Here is a 23,958-nt window from a genome sequence, read left to right as displayed (position 1 = left end):
CGCCTCTACAACCCTACAATAAATAGGTTTTTACGTGATGCGGATTGAGTTTTTTGATTCTACGCCAACCTCTGCACCGCATACCGCCAAAGACACAATTGACCTGACGCAATTTAATCTTATTTTCAAATGGATATCCAGCCTGGATTTTTGATCTAAAACAAATATCCATCCCAATGTTAATAAAATGCGTCTTTTATTTTACATTTCATCAAATGTTAATCCAATGTAATTGGGCGGTTTCCGATGCGTGTCGTTAATAATATATTTCTTATTTTAATTAAAAATAGCGCGAGTTGATCTCAAATATAGAATTTTTTAATTTATGCGCTCATTGTTACTTTATTGTTGCCGGATTGATTAAATATTTTTCTTTCAGGCTATATTTTTGCGACAAGCTTCAAATATAAAAAAGGCCACCCGAGGTGGCCAAACATGTCGAACTTTGAAAATATTACACACTACTTTTCCGGTATGCTGAGCCTGCGGCTTAACGCCCCAGCACGGCTTTTACCGCATCGCCGATATCAGCCAGGCTGCGTACGGTCTTGACGCCCGCCGCTTCCAGCGCAGCGAATTTGTCATCCGCCGTACCTTTGCCGCCCGCGATAATCGCGCCGGCATGGCCCATGCGCTTGCCTTTCGGCGCCGTAACCCCAGCGATGTAACCCACTACCGGTTTGGTAACATGCTCTTTGATGTAAGCTGCCGCTTCTTCTTCCGCGGTGCCGCCGATTTCACCGATCATCACGATGGCTTCGGTTTGCGGATCCTGCTCGAACAACTTGAGAATATCGATAAAGTTTGAGCCCGGAATCGGGTCGCCGCCGATACCTACGCAGGTCGACTGACCCAGACCGGTATCAGTAGTCTGCTTCACCGCTTCATAGGTCAGCGTACCGGAACGGGACACGATGCCTACCTTGCCAGGCAGATGAATGTGGCCCGGCATGATGCCGATCTTGCAGGCGCCCGGCGTAATGACCCCCGGACAGTTCGGACCGATCATCCGAACGCCGCTCTGCTCCAGCTTCACTTTCACCGTCAGCATATCCAGCGTCGGGATACCTTCAGTGATACAGATGATCAACTGGATGCCGGCATCAATGGCTTCCAGAATGGAGTCCTTGCAGAACGGCGCCGGGACATAGATGACCGACGCTGTCGCGCCAGTGGCTTCTACCGCTTCGCGCACGGTATTAAATACCGGCAGACCCAGATGCTCGGTGCCGCCCTTGCCTGGCGTCACGCCCCCAACCATCTGCGTACCGTAAGCAATCGCCTGCTCTGAATGGAACGACCCCTGACTGCCGGTAAAACCCTGACAGATGACTTTGGTGTTTTTATCGATCAGAATGGACATTATTTACCCTCCACTGCAGCAACCACTTGCTGAGCCGCATCCGTCAGGCTGGTCGCAGCAATGATATTCAGACCACTATCCGCCAGTTTTTGCGCTCCCAGTTCGGCATTGTTGCCTTCCAGACGCACCACCACCGGAACGTTCACACCCACTTCGGCTACCGCGCCGATAATACCGTCGGCAATCAGGTCGCAACGCACGATACCGCCGAAAATATTCACCAGAACCGCTTTCACCTTGTCGTCGGACAGGATGATCTTGAAGGCTTCAGTAACACGCTCTTTGGTAGCGCCGCCACCCACATCAAGGAAGTTGGCCGGTGAACCGCCGTGCAGTTTCACGATGTCCATGGTTCCCATAGCCAGACCGGCGCCGTTTACCATGCAGCCGATATTGCCATCCAGCGCCACATAGTTCAGTTCCCACTGAGCGGCATGCGCTTCACGCGCGTCTTCCTGAGAGTGGTCGCGCATTTCGCGCAGTTCCGGCTGACGGAACAAGGCATTGCCGTCGGCGCCCAGCTTGCCGTCCAGACAGATCAGATCGCCCTGTTTGGTGATCACCAGCGGGTTGATTTCCACCAGCGCCAAATCACGCTCCAGGAACAGGGTCGCCAGTCCCATGAAAATTTTGGTGAACTGCGCCACCTGCTTGCCGCTGAGGCCCAGCTTGAACGCCAGCTCACGCCCCTGATACGGCTGCGGGCCGGTTAACGGATCCAGCGCGACTTTATGGATCAGGTGCGGCGTTTCTTCCGCAACTTTCTCAATCTCTACCCCACCCTCGGTGGATGCCATGAACACCACACGACGAGTGCCGCGGTCGACGACCGCACCCAGGTAAAGTTCTTTATCAATGTCCGTCGCGCCTTCCACCAGAATTTGGTGAACCGGCTGGCCGCTGGCGTCAGTCTGGTAGGTCACCAGACGCTTGCCCAGCCAGTTTTCGGCAAAGGCGCGAATCTCTTCTTTGCTGTTCACCAGCTTCACGCCGCCGGCCTTGCCGCGGCCGCCGGCATGTACCTGACACTTCACGACCCACGGACCTGCGCCAATCTTGGATGCCGCTTCTTCCGCTTCACGCGGTGTTGTGCAGGCGTAACCGGTAGGCGCCGGTAAACCATACCGCGCAAAGAGCTGTTTTGCCTGATACTCATGTAAATTCATGATGTTCTATCCATTTAAGTTTGAAGATAAGTCCAAAGACTCTCTGTCGTGGATAACGCCGCCGCGCGTTCGCAACGGCCTGCATAGCACATAATAAAGGCGGCAGGGCGCAGGCCGGCCGCCTTTCACTGCAACGCGTTAGACATCCAGCAGCAAGCGGGCCGGGTCTTCCAGCATCTCTTTAACGGTAACCAGGAAACCGACCGATTCACGGCCGTCGACCAGACGATGATCGTAGGACAATGCCAGGTACATCATCGGCAGAATCACCACCTGACCATCCACCGCCATCGGGCGATCCTTGATGGCGTGCATCCCCAGAATCGCGCTCTGCGGCGGGTTGATGATCGGGGTCGACATCAGGGAACCGAACACGCCGCCGTTGGTGATGGTGAAGTTACCGCCGGTCAGCTCTTCGACGGTCAGTTTGCCGTCACGGCCTTTCACCGCCAGTTCTTTGATTTTCTTCTCGATCTCGGCCATACCCAGCAGATCGACATCTTTCAGCACCGGCGTCACCAGACCGCGCGGGGTCGACACCGCGATGCTGACGTCAAAGTAGTTATGGTAAACCACATCTTCGCCATCAATGGACGCATTCACTTCCGGGAAACGCTTCAGGGCTTCCACAACGGCCTTGATATAGAAGGACATGAAGCCCAGGCGAATGCCGTGACGTTTCTCGAACGCCTCGCCATACTGCTTGCGCAGATCCATGATTGGCTTCATGTTGATTTCGTTGAACGTGGTCAGCATGGCGGTGCTGTTTTTGGCTTCCAGCAGACGCTCGGCCACACGCTTACGCAGACGGGTCATGGGAACGCGTTTCTCGCTACGGTTGCCCAGAGCCGGTGCAGATGAAACCGGCGCTGCGGCAGGCGCATCCGCCTTTTTGCCAGCCGGTTTCTGAGCAGCCAGGTGTTTTTCCACGTCTTCACGAGTGATACGGCCGCCGACACCGCTGCCCTTGATGGCAGCCGCGTCCAGATCGTGCTCGGCAATCAGACGACGGATAGCCGGACTCAGGGCATCGTTATTCTCATCTTCCAGCCCGGCTGTATGACGCTGTGCGGGCGTCGATTCTTTGCTCTGCGCTTTTTCGCTGGTTTCCTTGCCAGAGTTGTCGCCGGGACGCAAACGCCCCAGGACCTGACGGGACGTCACGGTGGCGCCTTCCGCTTCCAGCACCACTTCCAGCACGCCGGCTTCAATCGCAGGAACTTCCAGCACGACTTTATCGGTTTCAATTTCAACCAGCACTTCATCACGCTGGACGCTGTCGCCCGGTTTCTTGTGCCAGGTAGCCACAGTCGCATCGGCTACCGATTCAGGCAGGTCAGGGACAAGAATATCTACGCTACTCATTATCTATCCTTATTCATTTAATTAACGTTCAGCGCGTCATCAACCAGAGCTTGTTGTTGTTTCTGGTGTACGGACATATAGCCGACGGCGGGTGAAGCAGAGGCCGGACGACCGGCATACCGCAACGAGGCGCCAAAAGGAATCACCTCACGGAAGTGGTGCTGGCTGCAGTACCACGCGCCCTGGTTCAGCGGCTCTTCCTGGCACCAGACAAAATCATGTACGTGAGCGAACGGCTCCAGCGCGGCCTGCACGGCCTGATGCGGGAACGGGTACAGCTGTTCGATACGCACTATCGCCACATCTTTCTGTTCATTCTTGCGACGTTGTTCCAGTAAATCATAGTAGACCTTGCCGGAACACAGCACGACGCGCTTCACCGCTTTCGGATCAAGCTCGTCAATTTCCCCAATCGCCGGCTGGAACTGGCCGCTTGCCAGTTCATCCAGCGTGGAAGTAGCCAGCGGATGACGCAGCAGCGATTTCGGCGACATCACCACCAGCGGGCGACGCATGCCACGCAACGCCTGACGGCGCAACATGTGGTACACCTGCGCCGGCGTGGACGGAATGCACACCTGCATGTTCTGCTCGGCGCACAGTTGCAGATAACGCTCCAGACGCGCGGAGGAGTGCTCCGGTCCCTGACCTTCATAGCCGTGCGGCAGCAGCATCACCAAACCGCACATACGGCCCCACTTCTGCTCGCCGGAACTGATGAACTGGTCAATCACTACCTGCGCGCCGTTGGCGAAGTCGCCGAACTGGGCTTCCCAGATAGTCAGCGTGCGCGGTTCGGCGGTGGCATAACCGTATTCGAACGCCAGCACCGCCTCTTCAGACAGCACCGAATCCCAGACATTGAACACACCTTGCGCGTTATGCACATGCGCCAGCGGCGTGTAAGTGGAACCGCCTTTCTGGTTATGCACCACCGCATGACGATGGAAGAAGGTGCCGCGCCCGGCGTCTTCACCGGACAGACGTACCGGGATGCCCTCATCCACCAGCGTGGCGTAAGCCAGCGTTTCCGCTCCGCCCCAGTCGAACAGTTTTTCACCCGCCGCCATCTCGGCGCGGTCGTTATAAATCTTGGCGACGCGCGGCTGCATTTCCAGCGCTTCCGGCACTTCACTGATCCGGTGCGCCAGCTCCTGCAGGCGTTTGGTTTCAACCTTGTGCGGATAAGGCTCATCCCACTCATGGTTGAGATAAGACATCCAGGTGAAGGAGTGCATATCCATCGGGCGCCACTCGTCTACCACGCATTCGCCGGCATCCAGCGCGTCGCGGTAAAGATTGACTAGCTCGGTGGCGTCTTCCAGCGTCGCCATCTGCTGTTGCTCCAGACGGTCGGCGTAGATTTTACGCGGCGTCGGGTGTTTCTTGATCTTCTGGTACATCACCGGCTGGGTAGCACTCGGCTCATCGGCTTCGTTATGACCGTGACGGCGGTAGCACACCAGATCGATGAATACATCACGCTGGAAGGTGTTGCGGAAATCCAGCGCCAGACGGGTGACGAACGCCACCGCTTCCGGGTCGTCGGCGTTGACGTGGAAAATCGGCGCCTGCACCATCTTGCCGATGTCGGTACAGTATTCGGTGGAACGAGCATCACGCGGATTCGACGTGGTGAAACCGATCTGGTTGTTGATGACGATACGGATAGTACCGCCTACTTCGTAACCCCGAGCCTTAGACATGTTCAGGGTTTCCTGCACCACGCCCTGACCGGCAATCGCGGCGTCGCCGTGAATGGTGATCGGCAACACCAGAGAGCTGCTGGGGTTGTCCAGACGATCGATACGCGCGCGTACCGATCCAATCACCACCGGGCTGACAATTTCCAGATGCGACGGGTTGAACGCCAGCGCCAGATGCACTTTGCCGCCTTCGGTTTCCATATCAGACGAGAAACCCTGATGGTATTTCACGTCGCCGGTACCGAGGTGATCTTTGTGCTTGCCGGAGAACTCATCGAACAGATCCTGGGGTTTTTTACCCATCACGTTCACCAGCACGTTGAGACGCCCACGGTGGGCCATCCCCATCACCACTTCGCGCGTACCGTTTTTACCCGCGTGACGGATGATTTCCTTCAGCATCGGGATCAGCGCATCGCCCCCTTCGAGCGAGAAGCGCTTGGCACCTGGGAACTTGGCGCCCAGATAGCGCTCCAGCCCTTCGGCGGCGGTCAACTCTTTCAGAAAACGCTTTCTTTCTTCGACGGTAAAACTCGCCAGCCCCACTACCGACTCGATGCGCTGCTGAATCCAGCGTTTTTCTTCGGTATTGGTGATGTGCATGTATTCTGCGCCAATCGGGCCGCAGTAGGTCTGCTTGAGCGCCGCGTACAGCTCGCCAAGCTGCATGGTTTCCTTGCCGATGGCGAACGAGCCGACATTGAAGCTCTCTTTCAGGTCGTCGTCAGTCAGGTTGTGATAGGCAAGATCCAGATCCGGTACGTGTTCCTGTTTCCATAAACCCAGCGGATCAAGATTGGCATGCTGATGACCACGGAAACGAAAAGCGTTAATCAGCTGCAATACCTTAACCTGCTTGGCATCGTTGTCAGGATCGGTAATGGAAGAGGTATAACGCGAAGCGTCTTTCGCCAGGCGGCGGAAATAGTCGCGGGTTTTGGAGTGAAGTTGATCCGGTTTAACCCCAGTGGTGGGAAGTTGTTGAAAAATCGAACGCCAGCTGTGATCGATAGAATCCGGGTCAGTTAAAAAATCTTCATAGAGCTGCTCTATGTAGGACTGGTTCGCGCCCGCCAGATAGGAGGAATCCAGCCAGGCCTTCATTGCGCCGTTCTGCATTGTGATCCCTTAAGCTAATAAGCTTCAGTTTTCGCCGTGGTTAACATGTCTTATGTTGCCGTTATAAAACGGGTTGCCGTAAAAACGGTTCACTTGCTGTGCCTGGTTACACACGCTGCGGATATTCCTATCCTGAAGGAACCTTTAAAAAACGGTTCTGGCGCATAAGCCGGTTTTTAAAGGTTTCCTGTGACTCCCCCGCCTTACTGCGGGGGAACCGGTTTGTTACATGCGTCTGAAACTCAGGCGCTACGCTGCAACAGCATCGACTTGATATGGCCGATGGCGCGCGTTGGGTTCAAGCCTTTCGGGCAAACGCTGACGCAATTCATGATGCTGTGACAGCGGAATACGCTGAAAGCGTCATTCAGGTCGTCCAGACGCGCTTTGGTTTCCGTATCGCGGCTATCGATCAGGAAACGATACGCGGCCAGCAGACCGGCAGGCCCGATAAACTTATCCGGGTTCCACCAGAACGACGGGCAGGACGTGGAGCAGCAAGCGCACATGATGCACTCGTACAGTCCATCCAGTTTTTCCCGCTGTTCCGGCGATTGCAAATGCTCGCGCGCCGGCGGATTTTTCCCATTATTCAACAGGTAAGGTTTGATTTTCTCATATTGGGCATAGAACTGCCCCATGTCCACCACCAAATCACGAACAACCGGCAACCCCGGCAGGGGGCGGATCACAATTTTGCTATTGCCGTTACGCAGGGTGGACACCGGAGTAATGCACGCCAGCCCATTCTTGCCATTCATGTTCAGACCGTCAGAACCACACACCCCCTCACGACAGGAGCGGCGAAACGCCAACGTCGGATCCTGTTCTTTCAGGAGGATCAACGCATCCAGCAGCATCATGTCGCGGCCTTCTTCCGCTTCCAGCGTATAGTCCTGCATGCGCGGCGCACTATCGACATCCGGGTTGTAACGATAAACGGAAAATTCAACTTTCATCGCTTTCTCTCCGCACAATTAATAAGTACGCACTTTCGGCGGGAACGCCGGGCGCAGTTTAGGCTGCATGTTCACCTCACGGCGCGTCATGCTTTCGGTTTGCGGTTGATACAGCGAATGACACAACCAATTCTCGTCATCACGATCAGGATAGTCGAAGCGGCTGTGAGCACCACGGCTTTCAGTGCGGAAGTTTGCCGATACCGCGGTGGCGTAAGCGGTTTCCATCAGGTTGTCCAGCTCCAGACATTCGATGCGCTGGGTGTTGAACTCGCTGGAAGTATCGTCCAGACGGGCATTGTTGAGACGCTCGCGGATCACTTTCAGCTCTTCCAGCCCTTTCGCCATCGCGTCGCCTTCGCGGAATACCGAGAAGTTATTCTGCATGCAGGCTTGCAGCGCCTTGCGGATCTCCACCGGGTCCTCACCGGAACGGGTATTGTTCCACCGGTTGAGACGTTCCAGCGAGGCGTCGACATCGGAATCGCTGGCGTCGCGGGTATCGCCCTGTTCGGCCAGAGATTCCTGCAGGTGCATACCGGCGGAACGACCGAACACCACCAGGTCAAGCAGCGAGTTGCCGCCCAGACGGTTGGCGCCGTGTACGGAAACGCAGGCGATTTCGCCCACGGCGAACAGACCCGGAATCACCACGTCTTCGCCCTTCTCGTTCACGGTCAGCGCCTGGCCGGTTACCTTGGTCGGAATACCGCCCATCATGTAGTGGCAGGTCGGGATAACCGGAATCGGCTCTTTCACCGGGTCTACGTGCGCAAAGGTACGGGACAGTTCCAGAATGCCCGGCAGACGGGATTCAAGAACGTCCTTGCCCAGATGGTCCAGCTTCAGTTTGGCGTGCGGCCCCCACGGGCCATCGCAGCCCCGGCCTTCGCGGATTTCGATCATAATGGAACGCGCTACTACGTCGCGCCCCGCCAGATCTTTGGCGTTCGGCGCATAGCGCTCCATGAAACGCTCGCCGTGCTTGTTCAGCAGGTAACCGCCTTCACCGCGGCACCCTTCGGTCACCAGCACGCCGGCGCCGGCGATCCCCGTCGGGTGGAACTGCCACATTTCCATGTCCTGCACCGGCACGCCGGCGCGCAACGCCATGCCGACGCCGTCGCCGGTGTTGATGTGGGCGTTGGTGGTGGACTGATAGATACGGCCTGCGCCGCCGGTCGCCAGTACGGTGGCACGGGCTTTGAAATAAACGACTTCGCCGGTTTCGATGCAGATGGCGGTACATCCCACCACCGCGCCATCCTGGTTTTTCACCAGATCCAGCGCATACCATTCGGAAAAGATCGTGGTATGGTTTTTCAGGTTCTGCTGATACAGCGTGTGCAGCAACGCGTGACCGGTACGGTCCGCCGCCGCCGCGGTGCGGGCAGCCTGCTCGCCGCCGAAATTCTTGGACTGACCGCCGAACGGGCGCTGATAAATGCGGCCGTCATCCAGACGGGAGAACGGCAGCCCCATGTGCTCCAGTTCCAGAATCGCCTCCGGACCGGTTTTGCACATATATTCAATCGCGTCCTGGTCACCGATATAGTCGGAACCTTTCACGGTGTCATACATGTGCCATTCCCAGTTATCCTCGTGGGTGTTACCCAGCGCCACGGTAATTCCGCCCTGAGCGGACACGGTATGGGAACGAGTCGGGAACACTTTTGATAACAGGGCGCAGGACAGGCCCATCTGGGAAATCTGCAGCGCGGCGCGCATACCGGCACCACCCGCGCCGACGACAACGGCATCAAACTCTCTGACTGGCAAATTCATTACGCACCCCACACCACAACAGTTCCATAAATGACGTACACCAATAACGCGACCACGATAGCCAGCTGCAAAGTCAGCCGGACGGCCAGCGGTTTGATGTAATCAGTCAGCACCTGCCACATCCCGATCCAGGCATGGACCAGAATGGCGAACAACGTCAGCAGGGTGAATACCTTGGTGAGGTGCATGGCGAAGAAACCACGCCAGATTTCATACGTGATGTTACCGGCGCTGGCCACAAAGCCAACGATATACAGGACATACAGCACGATGACGATGGCAGAAGCGCGAAGTAATAACCAATCGTGTACGCCATTACGCCCCAATGCGGAGGCATTGCTTACCATACGAGGACTCCAGCCAAAAATGAAAGCACGACAGTAATAATGAAAGAGGTTTTTGCAGAACGTGATCCCGCCGCGAAATTTTCTTCGATGTAGCCGAAATCCATCAGCAGATGGCGCAGACCACCTACAATATGATAGGCCAGCGCGGTCAGAATGCCCCAGACAATGAATTTCACGATGAAGCTGTCCATGATGGCCGCCGCCTGGACAAACCCTTCCTGCGAAGAGAGGGAGAGACCGAGCAGCCACAACAGAATACCCACAGCAACAAACGTAATAACGCCGGAGACACGGTGAAGAATAGATGCTATCGCGGTAACGGGGAACCGGATCGTCTGCAGATCCAGATTGACAGGTCTTTGTTTTTTCACGGGTTTGCCCACACAGCTTTTATTATTTTCTTCCTCCGGACCTGTTGTGGGGTCAGACAGTGTGGACAGTGAGATGATGTTTGTCTCTGTCAATGCGCGCCTGAATCATGATCCTTTTCTTCAGTCGCACAAACCGATCACACTGGGTGCTCCTACTGCAGGGTATTCCGGAGACCTGGCGGCAGTATAGGCACTTCACATTCTTATTACAATTACCCTACAAACTGTTTGGGCACATTTGCCCTGAACAGTGAGTAAGATCACGAATTTCACAATTTATATAAAATTAATTATCTGATTTGACAAATCTTAAACATTTAAATTACAACTAGGACCCAAGAAACCTTTTGCCCTGTTAAAGCTCATCGGTAGCTCTTTCCCATTCACCAAAGTTATGTAACAGTGGGAAACAAAGTCCCCGGAAAAGTGATAAGTACTAGCTACAATTAGAGCAGGACAGGGTTAATGCCCAGGCTGGGAGAGCACGTGTTCACCCTGACTGTGGCCGCCTGACATATGGTCAACTCTGTACCCCGGTCTTCTTGCAGACCGCAGAGTGACGTCTGGTCTGTTTACTTTGTCCAGTGTGCGGGCATGACGGTATTTCTGCAGTGACGAATTTTTAAAATTAAAGATTAAAGCGCTAAGGAGACTGTAAATGGCTGATAAAAAAGCAACGCTTACCATAGACGGTAAAGAGTCTATTGAGCTGAATGTCCTGTCTGGTACGCTTGGCAACGACGAAATTGATATTCGTAGCCTCGGTTCTAAAGGTTATTTCACATTTGACCCCGGTTTTACCTCTACCGCGTCCTGTGAATCCAAAATCACTTATATTGACGGCGATGTGGGCGTACTGCTGCACCGCGGCTATCCCATCGCGCAACTGGCGGAAAAATCCAACTACCTGGAAGTCTGCTACATCCTGCTGTTTGGCGAAGCGCCGACGCAGGAACAGTACGACACCTTCAAGACCACCGTTACCCGCCATACCATGATTCACGAGCAGATCACTCGCCTGTTCCACGGCTTTCGCCGTGACTCCCACCCGATGGCGGTGCTGTGCGGCGTGACGGGCGCACTGGCGGCGTTCTACCATGACTCGCTGGACATCGGCAACGAACGTCACCGCGAAATCGCCGCCTATCGCCTGCTGTCGAAAATGCCGACCGTGGCGGCCATGTGCTACAAGTACTCCATCGGCCAGCCGTTCGTGTATCCGCGTAATGACCTGTCCTACGCCGGCAACTTCCTGCACATGATGTTTGCTACGCCGTGCGAAGAATACGTAGTGAATCCGGTGCTGGAACGCGCTATGGACCGCATCCTGATTCTGCATGCCGATCATGAACAGAACGCGTCCACGTCCACCGTGCGTACCGCCGGTTCTTCCGGCGCCAACCCGTTCGCGTGTATCGCCGCGGGCATCGCTTCGCTATGGGGGCCGGCACACGGCGGCGCCAACGAAGCCTGTCTGCGTATGCTGGAAGAAATCAGTTCCGTCGAGCACATTCCAGCCTTCATCAAACGCGCCAAGGACAAGAACGACTCGTTCCGCCTGATGGGCTTCGGCCACCGCGTGTATAAGAACTACGACCCGCGCGCCACCGTGATGCGCCAGACTTGTCATGAAGTGCTGAAAGAGCTGGGCACCAAGGATGACCTGCTGGAAGTGGCGATGGAGCTGGAAAATATCGCACTGAACGACCCGTACTTCATCGAGCGCAAGCTCTACCCCAACGTGGACTTCTACTCCGGCATCATCCTGAAAGCCATGGGCATTCCGTCCACCATGTTCACGGTGATTTTCGCGATGGCGCGTACCGTCGGCTGGATCGCTCACTGGAGCGAAATGCACGGCGAAGGGCTGAAAATCGCCCGTCCGCGCCAGCTGTACACCGGCCACAGCGAACGCGATTTCGAGCCATCAGTCACCAAACGCTAAACGCGGCCGCCCTCTGGTGGTTAGCAGTGAAAAGGTCGGGCTCAACCCGACCTTTTTTATTTGTATTTATCATACCGTTCGCCGCACCGGTCCCCTCACCCGCGTATCATTGCTGGCAGTGCGGGCAGGCATAAAACGGTCGTGACGCCACCAGGCTTTTCACAATAGGGTGACCACAGCGCTCGCAGGGTTTCCCATCCAGATGAAACACGTGAAAACGGAATAACGCGCCATGATGACGATTCTCATCGTCTTCCGAACCGCGAGTCTGGTACGACAATCTGGGAATCTCCAGCAGCATGCGGCTTAACATCGCCAGTTCAGTCTCGCTGAGATCCGCCGCCCGCCGCGTTGGCGCCAGCGCTGACGCCCACAAAATTTCCACCCGCAGATAATTGCCAAGCCCGGCCAAAAATCCCTGATCCAGCAGCAGGGTACCGAGTTGCCTGCGGCAAAAGCGCGCCGACAGCAGCCGTTCCCGCACCTCGTCGACCGTTAATGACTCATCCAGCACGTCCGGCCCAATCCGCTGTAAAAAAGGGTGAGTCGCCAGCTGTTCGGGCGTCAGCATAGTGATATCAGAGGCGCTGTAGAGCGAAACGGCATTATCGGCGGTATCCAACCTGACTCGCAGCTCCCGGCGGGTATCGGGCGGCTGTTTTCCCACACGCCAGACCCCGTACAGCTGATTATGGCTGTACATGACCACGTCATTGGAGAACCAGGTCAACAGCGCCTTGCCACGGGTGACGATACGTTCAACCTTTTCCCCCATCAGCGTTGCTTCGTAGGATTTGAGTTCAGGAAAAGCAAACCACACGCCAGTCAGCGTTTTTCCCACCACTGCGGCAACCAGCCGATCGGCGGCACGTCGAATTTCGGGGCCTTCGGGCATCCTCTCCTCCGTTATCGGGTCGTAACCTGTATGCCATACTGGGTGAAGCTTTCTCGCAACCGGCGGGCGAAAATCAGCGCGTGGGCGTTATCGCCGTGCAGACAGACCGTTTCCGCCTGTACCGCGACCCAACTGCCGTTGCTGGCGCGAACCCGCTGACGCTGCACCATTTCCAGCGTCTGAGCCAGCGCCAGTTCATCGCTGCTGATCACGGCGGAGGGCTGATCGCGCGGCACCAGCGAGCCATCAGCCTGATAGCTGCGGTCGGCAAACACTTCCTGACGAGTCTTCAGCCCGGCTCGTTTACCGGCACGAATCAGCTCGCTACCCGCCAGACCCACCAGACACAGCGACGAATCCACCGCCGCCACCGCGCGGGCAATGGCATCCGCCAGCGCCGGCTCGCGCGCCGCCTGATTGTAGAGCATGCCGTGGGGTTTAACGTGAAACAGGCGTGCGCCTTCCGCCTTGACGATCGCCGCCAGCGCGCCAATCTGGTACACCACCTGCGCGTAAACCGTTTCCGGCGGCAGGTTCATGGCCGAACGGCCGAAGTTTTCGCGATCGGGAAAGCTCGGATGCGCGCCAATCGCCACGCCATACTGGATGGCCCAGCGCACCGACTGGCGCATCAGGTCGGCGTCGCCGGCATGAAAACCGCAGGCGATATTGGCGGAACTGACCAATTGTAACAGTGCCTCATCGTGCTGGCCGCCTTCTCCCAGGTCGGCGTTCAAATCAATTACCATGCAGCCTCCAGGCCAGTTGTTCCAGATAGCGATGTTGCTCCTGCAATGCCCGTAGCGCGTCATCCGGCGAGCAGCGAATAAAATGCACCGGTTCGCCCAGGCGCAACTGCGCCATGTTGTACAGGTCAGCCTCAATCACGCAACCGATGCGCGGATAGCCGCCGGTCGTCTGGGCATCGGCCATCAGCACAATCGGCTTGCCGTTGTGGGGCACCTGAATCACCCCCGGCAGCAGACCGTGGGACAGCATTTCCCGGTGATTTTCACGCATCAGCTCCGGCCCCAGCAGGCGATAGCCCATACGGTTGCTCTGTGGGCTGAGATGCCAGCCGGTGCGCCAGAAATTGTCGCGCGCCTCTTCGCTGAACTCCTGATACTCCGGCCCCGGCAACACCCGCACCCGATTGCTGAACAGCAGTTGCTTAACCCCGACGGAACGGCCGGGTAAACGCCGCGGTTTTCCCAGCGGCAACGTATCGCCGTCCGCCAGCGGGCGTCCTTCCAGCCCGCCAATTCCCGCCTTCAGGTCGGTGCTGCGAGATCCCAGCACCTCCGGTACCGCGATTCCGCCGGATAGCGCCAGATAACTGCGCATGCCGTTACGTGGCGAACGCAGGCGCAACGTCTGCCCCGCTTTCGCCGCAAAACACCAGCCGGTCCATAGCGTTTTGCCGTCTAATGTGGCGTGACAGTCGGCCCCGGTCAGCGCAATCCAGCACGGTGTGGTGAAGGTGGCAACCAGTTGCCCCAGCGTGATTTCCAGCGCCGCCGTGTCCGTGTCGTTCCCCACCAGCAGATTGGCGAGCTTCAGCGCCGGGCTATCCAGCGCGCCGCACTGGCTGATGCCCAGTTGCCGCCACCCCGGGCGCCCGAGATCCTGCACCGTGGTCTGCAATCCTGCCCGGATAATCTTCAGCATATTCCCTCCCGCTGCGGAACAAAGCGTACCCGATCGCCCGGCCTCAACAACGTCGGCGGCGTCTGCATCGGCTGGAACAGGGCCAGCGAGGTGCGGCCAATCAGTTGCCAGCCGCCCGGCGTACTGAGCGGATAAACGCCGGTCTGGCTGCCGCCGATCCCTACCGAACCGGCGGGCACCAGCACCCGAGGTTCGGCGCGTCGCGGCGTGGACAGCGCCTCATCCAACCCGCCGAGATACGGGAAACCGGGTTGGAAACCGAGGAAGTAGACCACATAGCGCCCGGCGGCATGACGTTCCACCACCTGTTGCGCGGTCATGCCGCAATGCTCCGCCACCACGTTCAGATCCGGCCCTTGTTCGCCGCCGTAGATCACCGGAATCGCCACGTCGCGCTGTGGCACGTTGGTAAGCGATTCGCTCTCTTCCCACCAGCGTTGCAGCCGTTCGATAGCATCCAGCGCCTGCCGACGCGGATGCCGGAGCACCACCGTCAGGTTATTCATACCGGGGATGACTTCACTGACGTCGTCGTGCCCGGCCAGACGCTCCGCCAGCCCCCAGATTCGTTGCTGGCTTTCCAGTCGCAGCGGCGGCTCCAGTTCCAGCACCACCGCTTTCTCACCCAACAGATAACAGCGTGCGCGTTGCATCCTTCCTCCAGCCTGATGTTGTCTGTCTTATCCCGCCGCCGTCATGGTGTACGGCGTCCGACTGTTCAATTACGCCGGGTTAGGGATATCAATGAATGTCACGTCAAAACCATGTTGCGACGCCAGCCATTCGCCCAGCGAGCGGATCCCGGCCCGCTCGGTGGCGTGATGGCCGGCGGCATAGAAATGCAGCCCCATTTCACGGGCGGTGTGGATGGTTTTCTCCGATACCTCGCCGGTGATGAAGACATCAACGCCGAAGTCAGCCGCCTGATCGATAAAACTCTGCCCGCCGCCGGTACACCAGGCGATACGCCGGATCTGCGCAGGCGCATTGTCGCCGCTATGCAACACCGGCCGCTCCAGCGCCGTTTCCAGCCTCTGACGCAAGTCGTCGCCGCTGCAAGGCTGGGGCAGTTCGCCGTATGGCAACAGCGATTCAATCTCGCCCAGCACCCGGATCCCCAGCATCGCCGCCAGCCGGGCGTTGTTGCCGACTTCCGGATGAGCGTCCAGCGGCAGGTGGTAGCCGTACAGGTTGAGGTCATTAGCCAACAGGGTCTTCAGGCGCTGACGTTTCATGCCGCGCACTACCGCCGGCTCGTTGCGCCAGAAATAGCCGTGATGCACCAGCACCGCGTCGGCCTGCTGCGCCACGGCGGCATCCAGCAACGCCTGACAGGCGGTGACGCCGGTGACGATGCGCCGCACCTCGCTGCGCCCTTCCACCTGTAGCCCGTTGGGCCCGTAGTCCTGAAACGCCGCCACATTGAGAAAACCGTTGATCAGGCTTTCCAGTTCGGTATTACGCATAGCTTGTGCTCCTTTCTGTCTTCAGTGGCGATCATGCCGTTTCGCCGCTTTTCGCGGCTTCAAATGCCGCCAGCGTGCGCGTGCGCGCCTGTTTGTGATCGACAATCGGCAAGGGATAGTCGATGCGCCGCTGCTGGCGCACGGCCCAGTCGTGAGGCTGATGAACGGCCTTGCCCGGAACCTGCGCCAGCTCCGGTACCCAGCGCCGAATAAACACGCCTTCCGGGTCGAAGCGCTCGCCCTGCGTCGTCGGGTTGAAAATACGAAAATAAGGCGCGGCGTCGGTGCCGGTGGATGCCGCCCACTGCCAGCCGCCGTTATTGGCGGCCAAATCGCCGTCCAGCAGTTGGCTCATGAAGTAACGCTCGCCTTCACGCCAGTCGATCAGCAGGTCTTTCACCAAAAAACTGGCGCAAATCATCCGTAACCGGTTGTGCATCCAGCCGGTCTGGTTCAACTGACGCATCGCCGCATCAACGATGGGGTAGCCAGTCTCTCCCCGTTGCCACGCCGCCAGTTCGTCCGGCGCGTTGCGCCATGCCACGCGCCGCGTCCAGCCGATAAACGGCTGGTGCTTGCACAACGCCGGGCTGAACACCAGCAGGTGGCGGTAAAACTCGCGCCATACCAGCTCATTGAACCAGGTAAACGCGCCGCTTTCCGACCGGACCAGCCAGTCCGGGTGTTCCATCGTTAAGCGATTGAAACACTGACGCGGCGACAATACCCCCAGCGCCAGATACGGCGACAGCTTGCTGGTGGCGGCCAGCGCGGGCAGGTCGCGCTGTTCATGGTAGAACATCACCTGCTCACGGCAGAACTGGCGCAGGCGCTGCAAGGCCGCCGGCTCGCCGGCCGGAAAATCGGCATCAACGTCGGTTTGCGGATAGTCGAACGGCGCCAGCGACGCCAGCGTGATGTCGCCCTGTCGGCGAGCAGCCGGTGCGGGCACCGAACCGACATCGCTTTGTTGCAATCGTTTGAGAAAGGCGGCGCGAAATGGCGTAAATACCTTGTACATGTCGCCGGAGCCGGTGACCACGCTGCCGGGCGGCAACAGCAGGCTGTCGTCAAATCCCCGGCATTCGGTCACGCCGGTCAGCGCTTGTTCCAGTTGTTGGTCGCGCTGGCGTTCATTCCATTCATACTGACGGTTGTAAAACAGACGCGTCACCTGACGCTCGCGGCAGAAATCGACCAGCCAGCGTACACTGGCGGCGAAATCATCGCACTGATGGTAGTGCAGCGGGATGCCTTTCTCCCGCAGCGCCTGTTGCACACCACGCAAATTGTCCAGCAGAAACGCCGCCTGATACGGCGCCATGACATGGCTGGCCCACTGCTGCGGCGTGGCGATAAACACCGCCTCAACCCGTGCGTCGGGATCCTGGCAGGCAGCGTGCAGCGCCAGATTATCGGTAAGGCGTAAATCGTGACGAAACCAGACCAGATGTGTGGTCATGAACCATCCTTAACGTACTGCTGAAAAATTAATGCCCATAACGTAACCGCAGCGCCTCCGGGTAAGGATCAAAATAGCGCTGCTGCGCCAGCCAGGCATCCGGGTACTCCGCCATGTAATGGCGCAGCAGGGTGAGCGGCGCCAGCAACGGCTGCATGCCCTGACGATAACGATCGATCAACTGGGTCAGTTCCTGCCGCTGCCCGGCGGTCAACTGACGGCGAAAATACCCCTGCACATGCATCAGCACATTGGTGTGATTGCGCCGGGAAGCCGGGCGCGACAGCAGCGTCATAAATCGCAGCCGGTACTGCGCCGCAAACGCCTCCAGCGAATCCCACTGGTCCATCGCGGCGACGAACGGCCCCAGTTCGCGGTACTCCGGCTGCGAATGCGCCAGCAACAGCAGCTTGTAGCGGCTGTGGAAGCTCATCAGCGCGCCGCGGCTCAACCCTTTTTTCCATAGCTGGTTGAATTCATGCAACGCATAGACCCGGGCAATGAAGTTCTCACGCAGCGCCGGATCATGCAGGCGACCGTCTTCTTCCACCGGCAGCCACGGCAACGTTTCCCTTACTTGCTGGGTAAACAGCCCCACCCCGCTTTTACGCGCGTTGTTCTGAGCGGCATCATAAATTTTAACCCGTTCCATACCGCAGCTCGGCGATTTGGCGCAAACGATATAACCGCACAGGTGCGCCAGTTCCGCCGCTTTTTCAGCGGAGAACGCGGCCATGTTGTCCGTCACATCCAGCCCGGAACCATTGCTGGCCAGCAGGCGCAGGCGCCCTTCATCCGACTTAACCAGCCGCAATGCCGGACGCGGCACCGGCAAGCCGATCGCCATCTCCGGGCATACCGGTTCAAAATGAAAATAGGGAGCAAGCTGCTCAACGGCAAAGGCCAGTCGTTTATGCCCGCCATCAAAACGCACCGGATTGCCAAGCAGGCAGGCGCTGATGCCAACGGGAATCAGATCGGCTGTCATGGTGTCCCCTGTATTAAAAGAGAGTGCTATCTCAATAGCATAGCGGAATTATCCCGCTTTCCCCGGAAGATAAACGTTACAGTCAGCGCATCCGCGCCGCGACTAACTGGCAAAATCATAACAGAGCGCGCCACGGCTACGCAGAGGGAAGCGGTCAGATATTCAGCAAAAGAAACAGGAAAAAAGGGTACCAGCGGTAATAACAGCGCAAACAGCACAGAAAGGAAGAACAGCCGCCAGGCGGCTTTCCTGAACGAGCGGGGTCAATCAGTAAAAATAGCCGGCGGCATGCTCCGACTGTTCCAGCCACACCGGCTTATCGCTGGTCTTTAGCCAAACGCGATGCAGGTAGCTGTAAAAACGGGAACGGCCACGCCAGCACAGCATCACCGGCAGCGCCAGAATCCCCACCAGCACCACGCCGATGCGGCGCAAGGCGACCCGGTACCAGGGATAAACAACGTAGGACATCATTAACGCCTCCTGATTAAACGGTTTACTTTTGATTAAATTTTACACTCATCGGACCAGATAGCAACACGAGAATTAACTATTTTTCCATCAACATCAATAAGTTAAATTATGGTTAATTTTTTGATTCTCAATAGTTACACATCACTAACCCACGCTAAAAAATCTGCCAGCCGGAATGCACCGACGCCTGCGCTCTTCTCTGGCATATCAGCAGCCTAACTGACGTATCCTTCACCATTTTTATACTTTTTTTACGCCCGCCTCGTGGAAATTTGCACCTTCTTTTTTCCGCTCTGCGTAGCCTGAACGCCGTAGGAAGAATCCCATTTCTCAGGCGCGCCTGACCAGTTAATGCCGTTGCACGGTGCGCCAGATAAGGGAAACGACCGGATGATAGCGAGTCAACACCGTTGGAGGTGACCTGTGAATATTGGCCTGATGGCAGGCGGTATGCTGGTGGTACTACTGCTGGTTTATCTTTTTTATGCATTGCTCAACGCGGAGGAATTCTGATGCCCAGCGATGCTTTTTTATTGATCGTCAGCCTGTTTGCGATCCTGCTGGTGCTGGCACAGCCGCTCGGCCAGTTTATGGCGCGGCTGGTGGAAGGCGAAACCGGCCGCATGCGCCGTTACGAGCTGAGCGCGGCCCGGCTGTGTGGTTTTTCAACCCGTGAAATGGGATGGCAACACTACACCGGCGCGATTCTGGTGTTCAACCTGTTGGGTATCGTGCTGCTGTTCCTGATGCTGGCGTATCAGGATCATCTGCCGCTGAACCCACAGCAGATGCCGGGCCTGTCCTGGCATCTGGCGCTCAACACCGCGATAAGTTTTGTGACCAACACCAACTGGCAGGCTTACAGCGGGGAAAACACTCTGAGCTATTTCAGCCAGATGGTGGGGCTGACGGTACAGAATTTCCTGTCTGCCGCCACCGGCATCGCCGTGGCTTTCGTGCTGATGCGCGCCTTCGCCCGCCGCACTACCCACGAACTGGGCAACGCCTGGCTGGATCTGCTGCGCATCAATCTGTATCTGCTGCTGCCGATTTCACTGCTGCTCAGCCTGTTCTTCATTAGTCAGGGCAGTATTCAGAACTTCCTGCCCTACCAGCATATCACCACGTTGGAAGGCGCATCGCAGGTGCTGCCGATGGGGCCGCTGGCCTCGCAGGAAGCCATTAAAATGCTGGGCACCAACGGCGGCGGTTTTTTAGGCGCCAACTCGGCTCATCCGTTCGAAAACCCGAATGCGCTGACTAACTTCGTACAGTTGCTGTCCATCCTGCTGATTCCGGCGGCGCTGTGCTTTACCTTCGGCCGGGTGGTGAATGACCGTCATCAGGGCCATACCCTGCTGTGGGCGATGTCGCTGATGCTGATCGCCGCCACCGCGGTAGTGATGTACGCCGAAGTGAGCGGCAATCCGCATCTGTTGTCGCTGGGCGCGGACAGCGCGCAAAACATGGAAGGCAAGGAATCCCGTTTCGGCATTCTGACGTCAGCCTTTTTCGCCGCCATCACCACCGCCACCTCCTGCGGCGCGGTCAACGCCATGCATGACTCATTTACCGCGCTGGGCGGCCTGATCCCAATGTGGCTGATGCAGATTGGCGAAGTGATCTTCGGCGGCGTAGGTTCCGGCTTCTACGGCATGCTGGTGTTCGTGATGCTGACCGTGTTTATTGCCGGGCTGATGATCGGCCGAACCCCGGAATACCTCGGTAAGAAAATCGAGGCCTGGGAAATGAAGATGGCGGCGCTGGCGATTCTGATCACCCCGGCGCTGGTATTGCTGGGCACTGCGCTGGCGCTCGGCACCGAAGCCGGCCGCGCCGGCATCCTGAACCCCGGCGCACATGGCTTTAGCGAGGTGCTGTACGCCTACTCCTCGGCCGCCAACAACAACGGCAGCGCCTTTGCCGGCCTTAGCGTCAACACCCCGTTCTATAACCTGACGCTGGGTATCGCGATGCTGCTGGGCCGCTTCTCGTCGCTGATTCCGGTGCTGGCGATCGCCGGTTCGCTGGTGGCGAAAAAACGCCAGCCGGAAACCAAGGGATCGTTGTCCACCCGTGGCCCGCTGTTCATCGGTCTGCTGATCGCCATCATTTTGCTGATTAGCGCGCTGAACTTTATTCCTGCCCTGGCACTCGGTCCAGTTGCCGAGCATTTACAGTCAAGTCTGGTTCACTGAGCCGGAGAAAGAAGATGATTCGTAAACAGCAAACGCTTTTTGATTCCGCTCTGTTGCGTAACGCGCTGGTGGATTCGGTAAAAAAACTCGATCCGCGCGTCCAGTGGCGCAATCCGGTGATGTTCGTGGTGTATATCGGCAGCCTGCTGACCGCCGGTATCTGGCTGGCGATAGTCAGCGGACAAACCGCCGGCAGCGCCGGGTTCACCGGCGCGGTTTCACTGTGGCTGTGGGTGACGGTACTGTTCGCCAACTTCGCCGAAGCGCTGGCGGAAGGCCGCAGCAAAGCGCAGGCGGAAACCCTCAAAGGCGTGAAAAAAACCAGTTGGGCCAACAAGCTGGCCGCGCCGCACCATGACGCCGCCACCCAGAAAGTGCCGGCCGACAGCCTGCGCAAAGGCGACGTGGTGCTGGTGTCCGCAGGCGAGATGATCCCCTGCGACGGCGAGGTGCTGGAAGGCGGCGCCTCGGTGGATGAAAGCGCCATCACCGGCGAATCGGCGCCGGTGATCCGTGAATCCGGCGGCGATTTCGCCTCGGTGACCGGCGGCACCCGCGTGCTGTCCGACTGGCTGGTAATCCAGTGCACCGTCAACCCTGGCGAAACCTTTATCGACCGGATGATCGCCATGGTGGAGAGCGCCAAACGCCGCAAAACCCCGAACGAGGTGGCGCTCACCATCCTGCTGGTGGAACTGACTATCATTTTCCTGCTGGTGGTCGCCACGCTGTCGCCGTTCTCCTGGTTCAGCGTCACCGCCAACAACAGCGGCTCGGTGATTAGCATCACCGTGCTGGTAGCGCTGCTGGTGTGCCTGATCCCCACCACCATCGGCGGCTTGCTGTCGGCCATCGGCATCGCCGGCATGAGCCGCATGCTGGGCGCCAACGTCATCGCCACCAGCGGCCGTGCGGTAGAAGCCGCCGGCGACATCGACGTGCTGCTGCTGGACAAGACCGGCACCATCACGCTGGGCAACCGTCAGGCTTCCGCGTTTCTGCCGGCGCCGGGCGTGAGCGAGCAGGCGCTGGCCGACGCGGCGCAGCTGGCCTCGCTGGCGGACGAAACCCCGGAAGGCCGCAGCATCGTGGTGCTGGCCAAACAGCGTTTCGGCCTGCGCGAGCGGGCGCTGCGGGACCTGGACGCCACCTTCGTGCCCTTCTCGGCGCAGACCCGCATGAGCGGCGTCAATATTCAGGGGCGCACCATCCGCAAAGGCGCGGTGGACGCGCTGCGACGTTACATTGAAGCCAATCAGGGCCAGTTCCCGGCGGAAGTGGAAGACGCCGTCGCCGGCGTGGCGCGTCAGGGCGGCACCCCGCTGGTGGTCGCCGAAGGCAAGCGCGTGCTGGGCGTGGTGGCGCTGAAAGATATCGTCAAAGGCGGTATCAAGGAGCGTTTCGCCGAACTGCGCAGCATGGGCATCAAGACCGTTATGATCACCGGCGATAACCCGCTGACCGCCGCCGCCATTGCCGCCGAAGCGGGCGTGGACGATTTTCTGTCGGAAGCCACGCCGGAAGCCAAACTGGCGCTGATTCGCCAGTATCAGGCGGAAGGCCGCATGGTGGCGATGACCGGCGACGGCACCAACGACGCCCCGGCGCTGGCGCAGGCCGACGTGGCGGTGGCGATGAACTCCGGCACTCAGGCGGCCAAAGAGGCCGGCAACATGGTGGATCTGGATTCCAACCCCACCAAGCTTATCGAGGTGGTGCATATCGGCAAGCAGATGCTGATGACCCGTGGTTCGCTGACCACGTTCAGCATCGCCAACGACGTAGCCAAATATTTCGCCATCATTCCGGCCGCGTTTGCCGCCACCTATCCGCAGTTGAACGCGCTAAACGTGATGCAACTGCACTCCCCTGCCTCGGCGATGCTGTCGGCGGTGATCTTCAACGCGTTGATTATCGTGTTTCTGATCCCGCTGGCGCTAAAAGGGATCAGTTATAAACCCATGAGCGCCGCGGCGCTGCTGAGCCGTAACCTGTGGATTTATGGGCTGGGCGGTCTGCTGGTGCCGTTCGTCGGCATCAAACTAATCGACGTGCTCCTGACTGTCACCGGGCTGGCGTAACTGAAGGTAATTATCATGAATTATGTCCGTTCTTCCCTGGTTTTATTACTGCTGATGACCCTGATCACCGGCGTCGGCTACCCGTTGCTGGTCACCGCGCTGGGGCAATGGCTGTTCCCGGTGCAGGCCAACGGTTCCCTGCTTTATCGGCAGGACGAAGCGGTCGGCTCGTCGCTGATTGGGCAAGCGTTCAGCCGTGACGGGTACTTCCAGAGCCGCCCGTCCGCCACGTCGGACAGCGCCTACAACGTGATGGCGTCCGGCGGCAGCAACCTCGCCGTCAGCAACCCGGCGCTGGACAAAGCCGTCAGTCAGAACGTCGCGGCCTGGCACCAGCGCCGCGGCGACAACGCGCCGGTACCGGTGGAACTGGTCACCGCCTCGGCCAGCGGCCTGGACCCGCACATTTCAGTGTCGGCCGCCGACTATCAGGCCGGACTGGTCGCCAAAGCACGCGGTCTGACGCAGGATCAGGTAGAACAGTTGATCAATCGCTATACGCGCACGCCGTGGCCCGCATTTATCGGAACGCCGGTGGTGAATGTCGTAGAATTGAATATGGCGTTAGACCAGCTTAAACCGCTTCCCTGATTAAGGGCC

General features: G+C 58.1%; 21 protein-coding genes. 5 read left to right on the top strand and 16 right to left on the bottom strand.

Annotated features, from left to right (window positions below):
- Positions 1-490: 490 nt before the first annotated feature.
- The 8 genes from sucD to sdhC form a co-directional block, all read right to left on the bottom strand.
- The gene (gene sucD / locus CVE23_RS06885) at positions 491-1,363 is read right to left on the bottom strand and encodes a succinate--CoA ligase subunit alpha (protein ID WP_038918322.1); all 873 of its coding nucleotides are present in this window, start codon (positions 1,361-1,363) and stop codon (positions 491-493) included.
- The gene (gene sucC / locus CVE23_RS06880; RefSeq protein WP_100849160.1) at positions 1,363-2,529 is read right to left on the bottom strand and encodes an ADP-forming succinate--CoA ligase subunit beta; all 1,167 of its coding nucleotides are present in this window, start codon (positions 2,527-2,529) and stop codon (positions 1,363-1,365) included. Before sucC ends, sucD begins: the two co-directional genes overlap by 1 nt.
- Positions 2,530-2,667: 138 nt before the next feature.
- A complete protein-coding gene (gene odhB / locus CVE23_RS06875; RefSeq protein ID WP_038918320.1) occupies positions 2,668-3,894 on the bottom strand; it encodes a 2-oxoglutarate dehydrogenase complex dihydrolipoyllysine-residue succinyltransferase in 1,227 nt (408 codons plus the stop codon).
- 17 nt (positions 3,895-3,911) lie between these two features.
- Complete coding sequence (gene sucA / locus CVE23_RS06870; RefSeq protein WP_038918318.1) at positions 3,912-6,719, bottom strand: 2-oxoglutarate dehydrogenase E1 component; 2,808 nt, start codon at positions 6,717-6,719, stop codon at positions 3,912-3,914.
- 242 nt (positions 6,720-6,961) lie between these two features.
- Complete coding sequence (locus CVE23_RS06865) at positions 6,962-7,678, bottom strand: succinate dehydrogenase iron-sulfur subunit (protein WP_038918317.1); 717 nt, start codon at positions 7,676-7,678, stop codon at positions 6,962-6,964.
- Between the two features lie 18 nt (positions 7,679-7,696).
- Positions 7,697-9,463 carry a succinate dehydrogenase flavoprotein subunit gene (gene sdhA / locus CVE23_RS06860; protein WP_038660815.1) on the bottom strand — a complete coding sequence of 589 codons (1,767 nt, stop codon included), beginning with the start codon at positions 9,461-9,463 and terminating at the stop codon, positions 7,697-7,699.
- Positions 9,463-9,810: a succinate dehydrogenase membrane anchor subunit gene (gene sdhD / locus CVE23_RS06855; protein WP_033570062.1), complete on the bottom strand. Its 348-nt coding sequence runs from the start codon at positions 9,808-9,810 to the stop codon at positions 9,463-9,465. The genes sdhA and sdhD overlap by 1 nt, the downstream gene beginning before the upstream one ends.
- Entirely contained in the window at positions 9,804-10,193 is a 390-nt protein-coding gene (sdhC, locus tag CVE23_RS06850) for a succinate dehydrogenase cytochrome b556 subunit (RefSeq protein WP_038918316.1), read from the bottom strand. Before sdhC ends, sdhD begins: the two co-directional genes overlap by 7 nt.
- Before the next feature lie 646 nt (positions 10,194-10,839).
- Between sdhC and CVE23_RS06845 the strand changes: the two genes are divergently transcribed.
- Positions 10,840-12,126, top strand: coding sequence for a citrate synthase (locus CVE23_RS06845; protein WP_038660825.1), 1,287 nt, complete (start codon positions 10,840-10,842; stop codon positions 12,124-12,126).
- Between the two features lie 106 nt (positions 12,127-12,232).
- Here the strand turns inward: CVE23_RS06845 and nei are convergent, their stop codons facing one another.
- From nei to CVE23_RS06805, 8 genes are all read right to left on the bottom strand, one after another.
- On the bottom strand, positions 12,233-13,021 hold the full coding sequence (gene nei / locus CVE23_RS06840) for an endonuclease VIII (RefSeq protein ID WP_100849159.1): 789 nt from the start codon (positions 13,019-13,021) through the stop codon (positions 12,233-12,235).
- 11 nt (positions 13,022-13,032) lie between these two features.
- The gene (pxpA, locus tag CVE23_RS06835; RefSeq protein WP_100849158.1) at positions 13,033-13,770 is read right to left on the bottom strand and encodes a 5-oxoprolinase subunit PxpA; all 738 of its coding nucleotides are present in this window, start codon (positions 13,768-13,770) and stop codon (positions 13,033-13,035) included.
- Positions 13,760-14,689: a 5-oxoprolinase subunit PxpC gene (gene pxpC / locus CVE23_RS06830; protein WP_038660834.1), complete on the bottom strand. Its 930-nt coding sequence runs from the start codon at positions 14,687-14,689 to the stop codon at positions 13,760-13,762. The genes pxpA and pxpC overlap by 11 nt, the downstream gene beginning before the upstream one ends.
- On the bottom strand, positions 14,683-15,342 hold the full coding sequence (pxpB, locus tag CVE23_RS06825) for a 5-oxoprolinase subunit PxpB (protein ID WP_100849157.1): 660 nt from the start codon (positions 15,340-15,342) through the stop codon (positions 14,683-14,685). Before pxpB ends, pxpC begins: the two co-directional genes overlap by 7 nt.
- A 69-nt stretch (positions 15,343-15,411) precedes the next feature.
- A complete protein-coding gene (locus CVE23_RS06820; protein ID WP_100849156.1) occupies positions 15,412-16,155 on the bottom strand; it encodes a type 2 GTP cyclohydrolase I in 744 nt (247 codons plus the stop codon).
- Positions 16,156-16,186: 31 nt separating this feature from the next.
- Positions 16,187-17,617, bottom strand: coding sequence for a deoxyribodipyrimidine photo-lyase (gene phrB, locus CVE23_RS06815; RefSeq protein WP_100849155.1), 1,431 nt, complete (start codon positions 17,615-17,617; stop codon positions 16,187-16,189).
- A gap of 28 nt (positions 17,618-17,645) precedes the next feature.
- Complete coding sequence (locus tag CVE23_RS06810; protein ID WP_038918309.1) at positions 17,646-18,605, bottom strand: YbgA family protein; 960 nt, start codon at positions 18,603-18,605, stop codon at positions 17,646-17,648.
- 267 nt (positions 18,606-18,872) lie between these two features.
- Entirely contained in the window at positions 18,873-19,079 is a 207-nt protein-coding gene (locus CVE23_RS06805) for a YbfA family protein (RefSeq protein ID WP_038918308.1), read from the bottom strand.
- Positions 19,080-19,517: 438 nt separating this feature from the next.
- Here CVE23_RS06805 and kdpF point away from each other — a divergent pair, with 438 nt between their 5' ends.
- From kdpF to kdpC, 4 genes are read left to right on the top strand one after another with little or no spacing between them, the layout of a single operon-like run.
- Positions 19,518-19,592, top strand: a complete 75-nt coding sequence (gene kdpF, locus CVE23_RS06800) for a K(+)-transporting ATPase subunit F (protein WP_202428405.1) — start codon at positions 19,518-19,520, stop codon at positions 19,590-19,592.
- Complete coding sequence (kdpA, locus tag CVE23_RS06795) at positions 19,592-21,277, top strand: potassium-transporting ATPase subunit KdpA (RefSeq protein WP_100849154.1); 1,686 nt, start codon at positions 19,592-19,594, stop codon at positions 21,275-21,277. Before kdpF ends, kdpA begins: the two co-directional genes overlap by 1 nt.
- Before the next feature lie 14 nt (positions 21,278-21,291).
- The gene (gene kdpB / locus CVE23_RS06790) at positions 21,292-23,358 is read left to right on the top strand and encodes a potassium-transporting ATPase subunit KdpB (RefSeq protein ID WP_038918306.1); all 2,067 of its coding nucleotides are present in this window, start codon (positions 21,292-21,294) and stop codon (positions 23,356-23,358) included.
- Positions 23,359-23,373: 15 nt separating this feature from the next.
- Positions 23,374-23,949, top strand: a complete 576-nt coding sequence (gene kdpC / locus CVE23_RS06785; RefSeq protein ID WP_100849153.1) for a potassium-transporting ATPase subunit KdpC — start codon at positions 23,374-23,376, stop codon at positions 23,947-23,949.
- Positions 23,950-23,958: the final 9 nt, after the last annotated feature.

Origin of the sequence: Dickeya fangzhongdai, from assembly GCF_002812485.1 — a bacterium.
GTDB lineage: Bacteria > Pseudomonadota > Gammaproteobacteria > Enterobacterales > Enterobacteriaceae > Dickeya > Dickeya fangzhongdai.
This window is presented reverse-complemented; position numbering and strand designations above follow the sequence as displayed.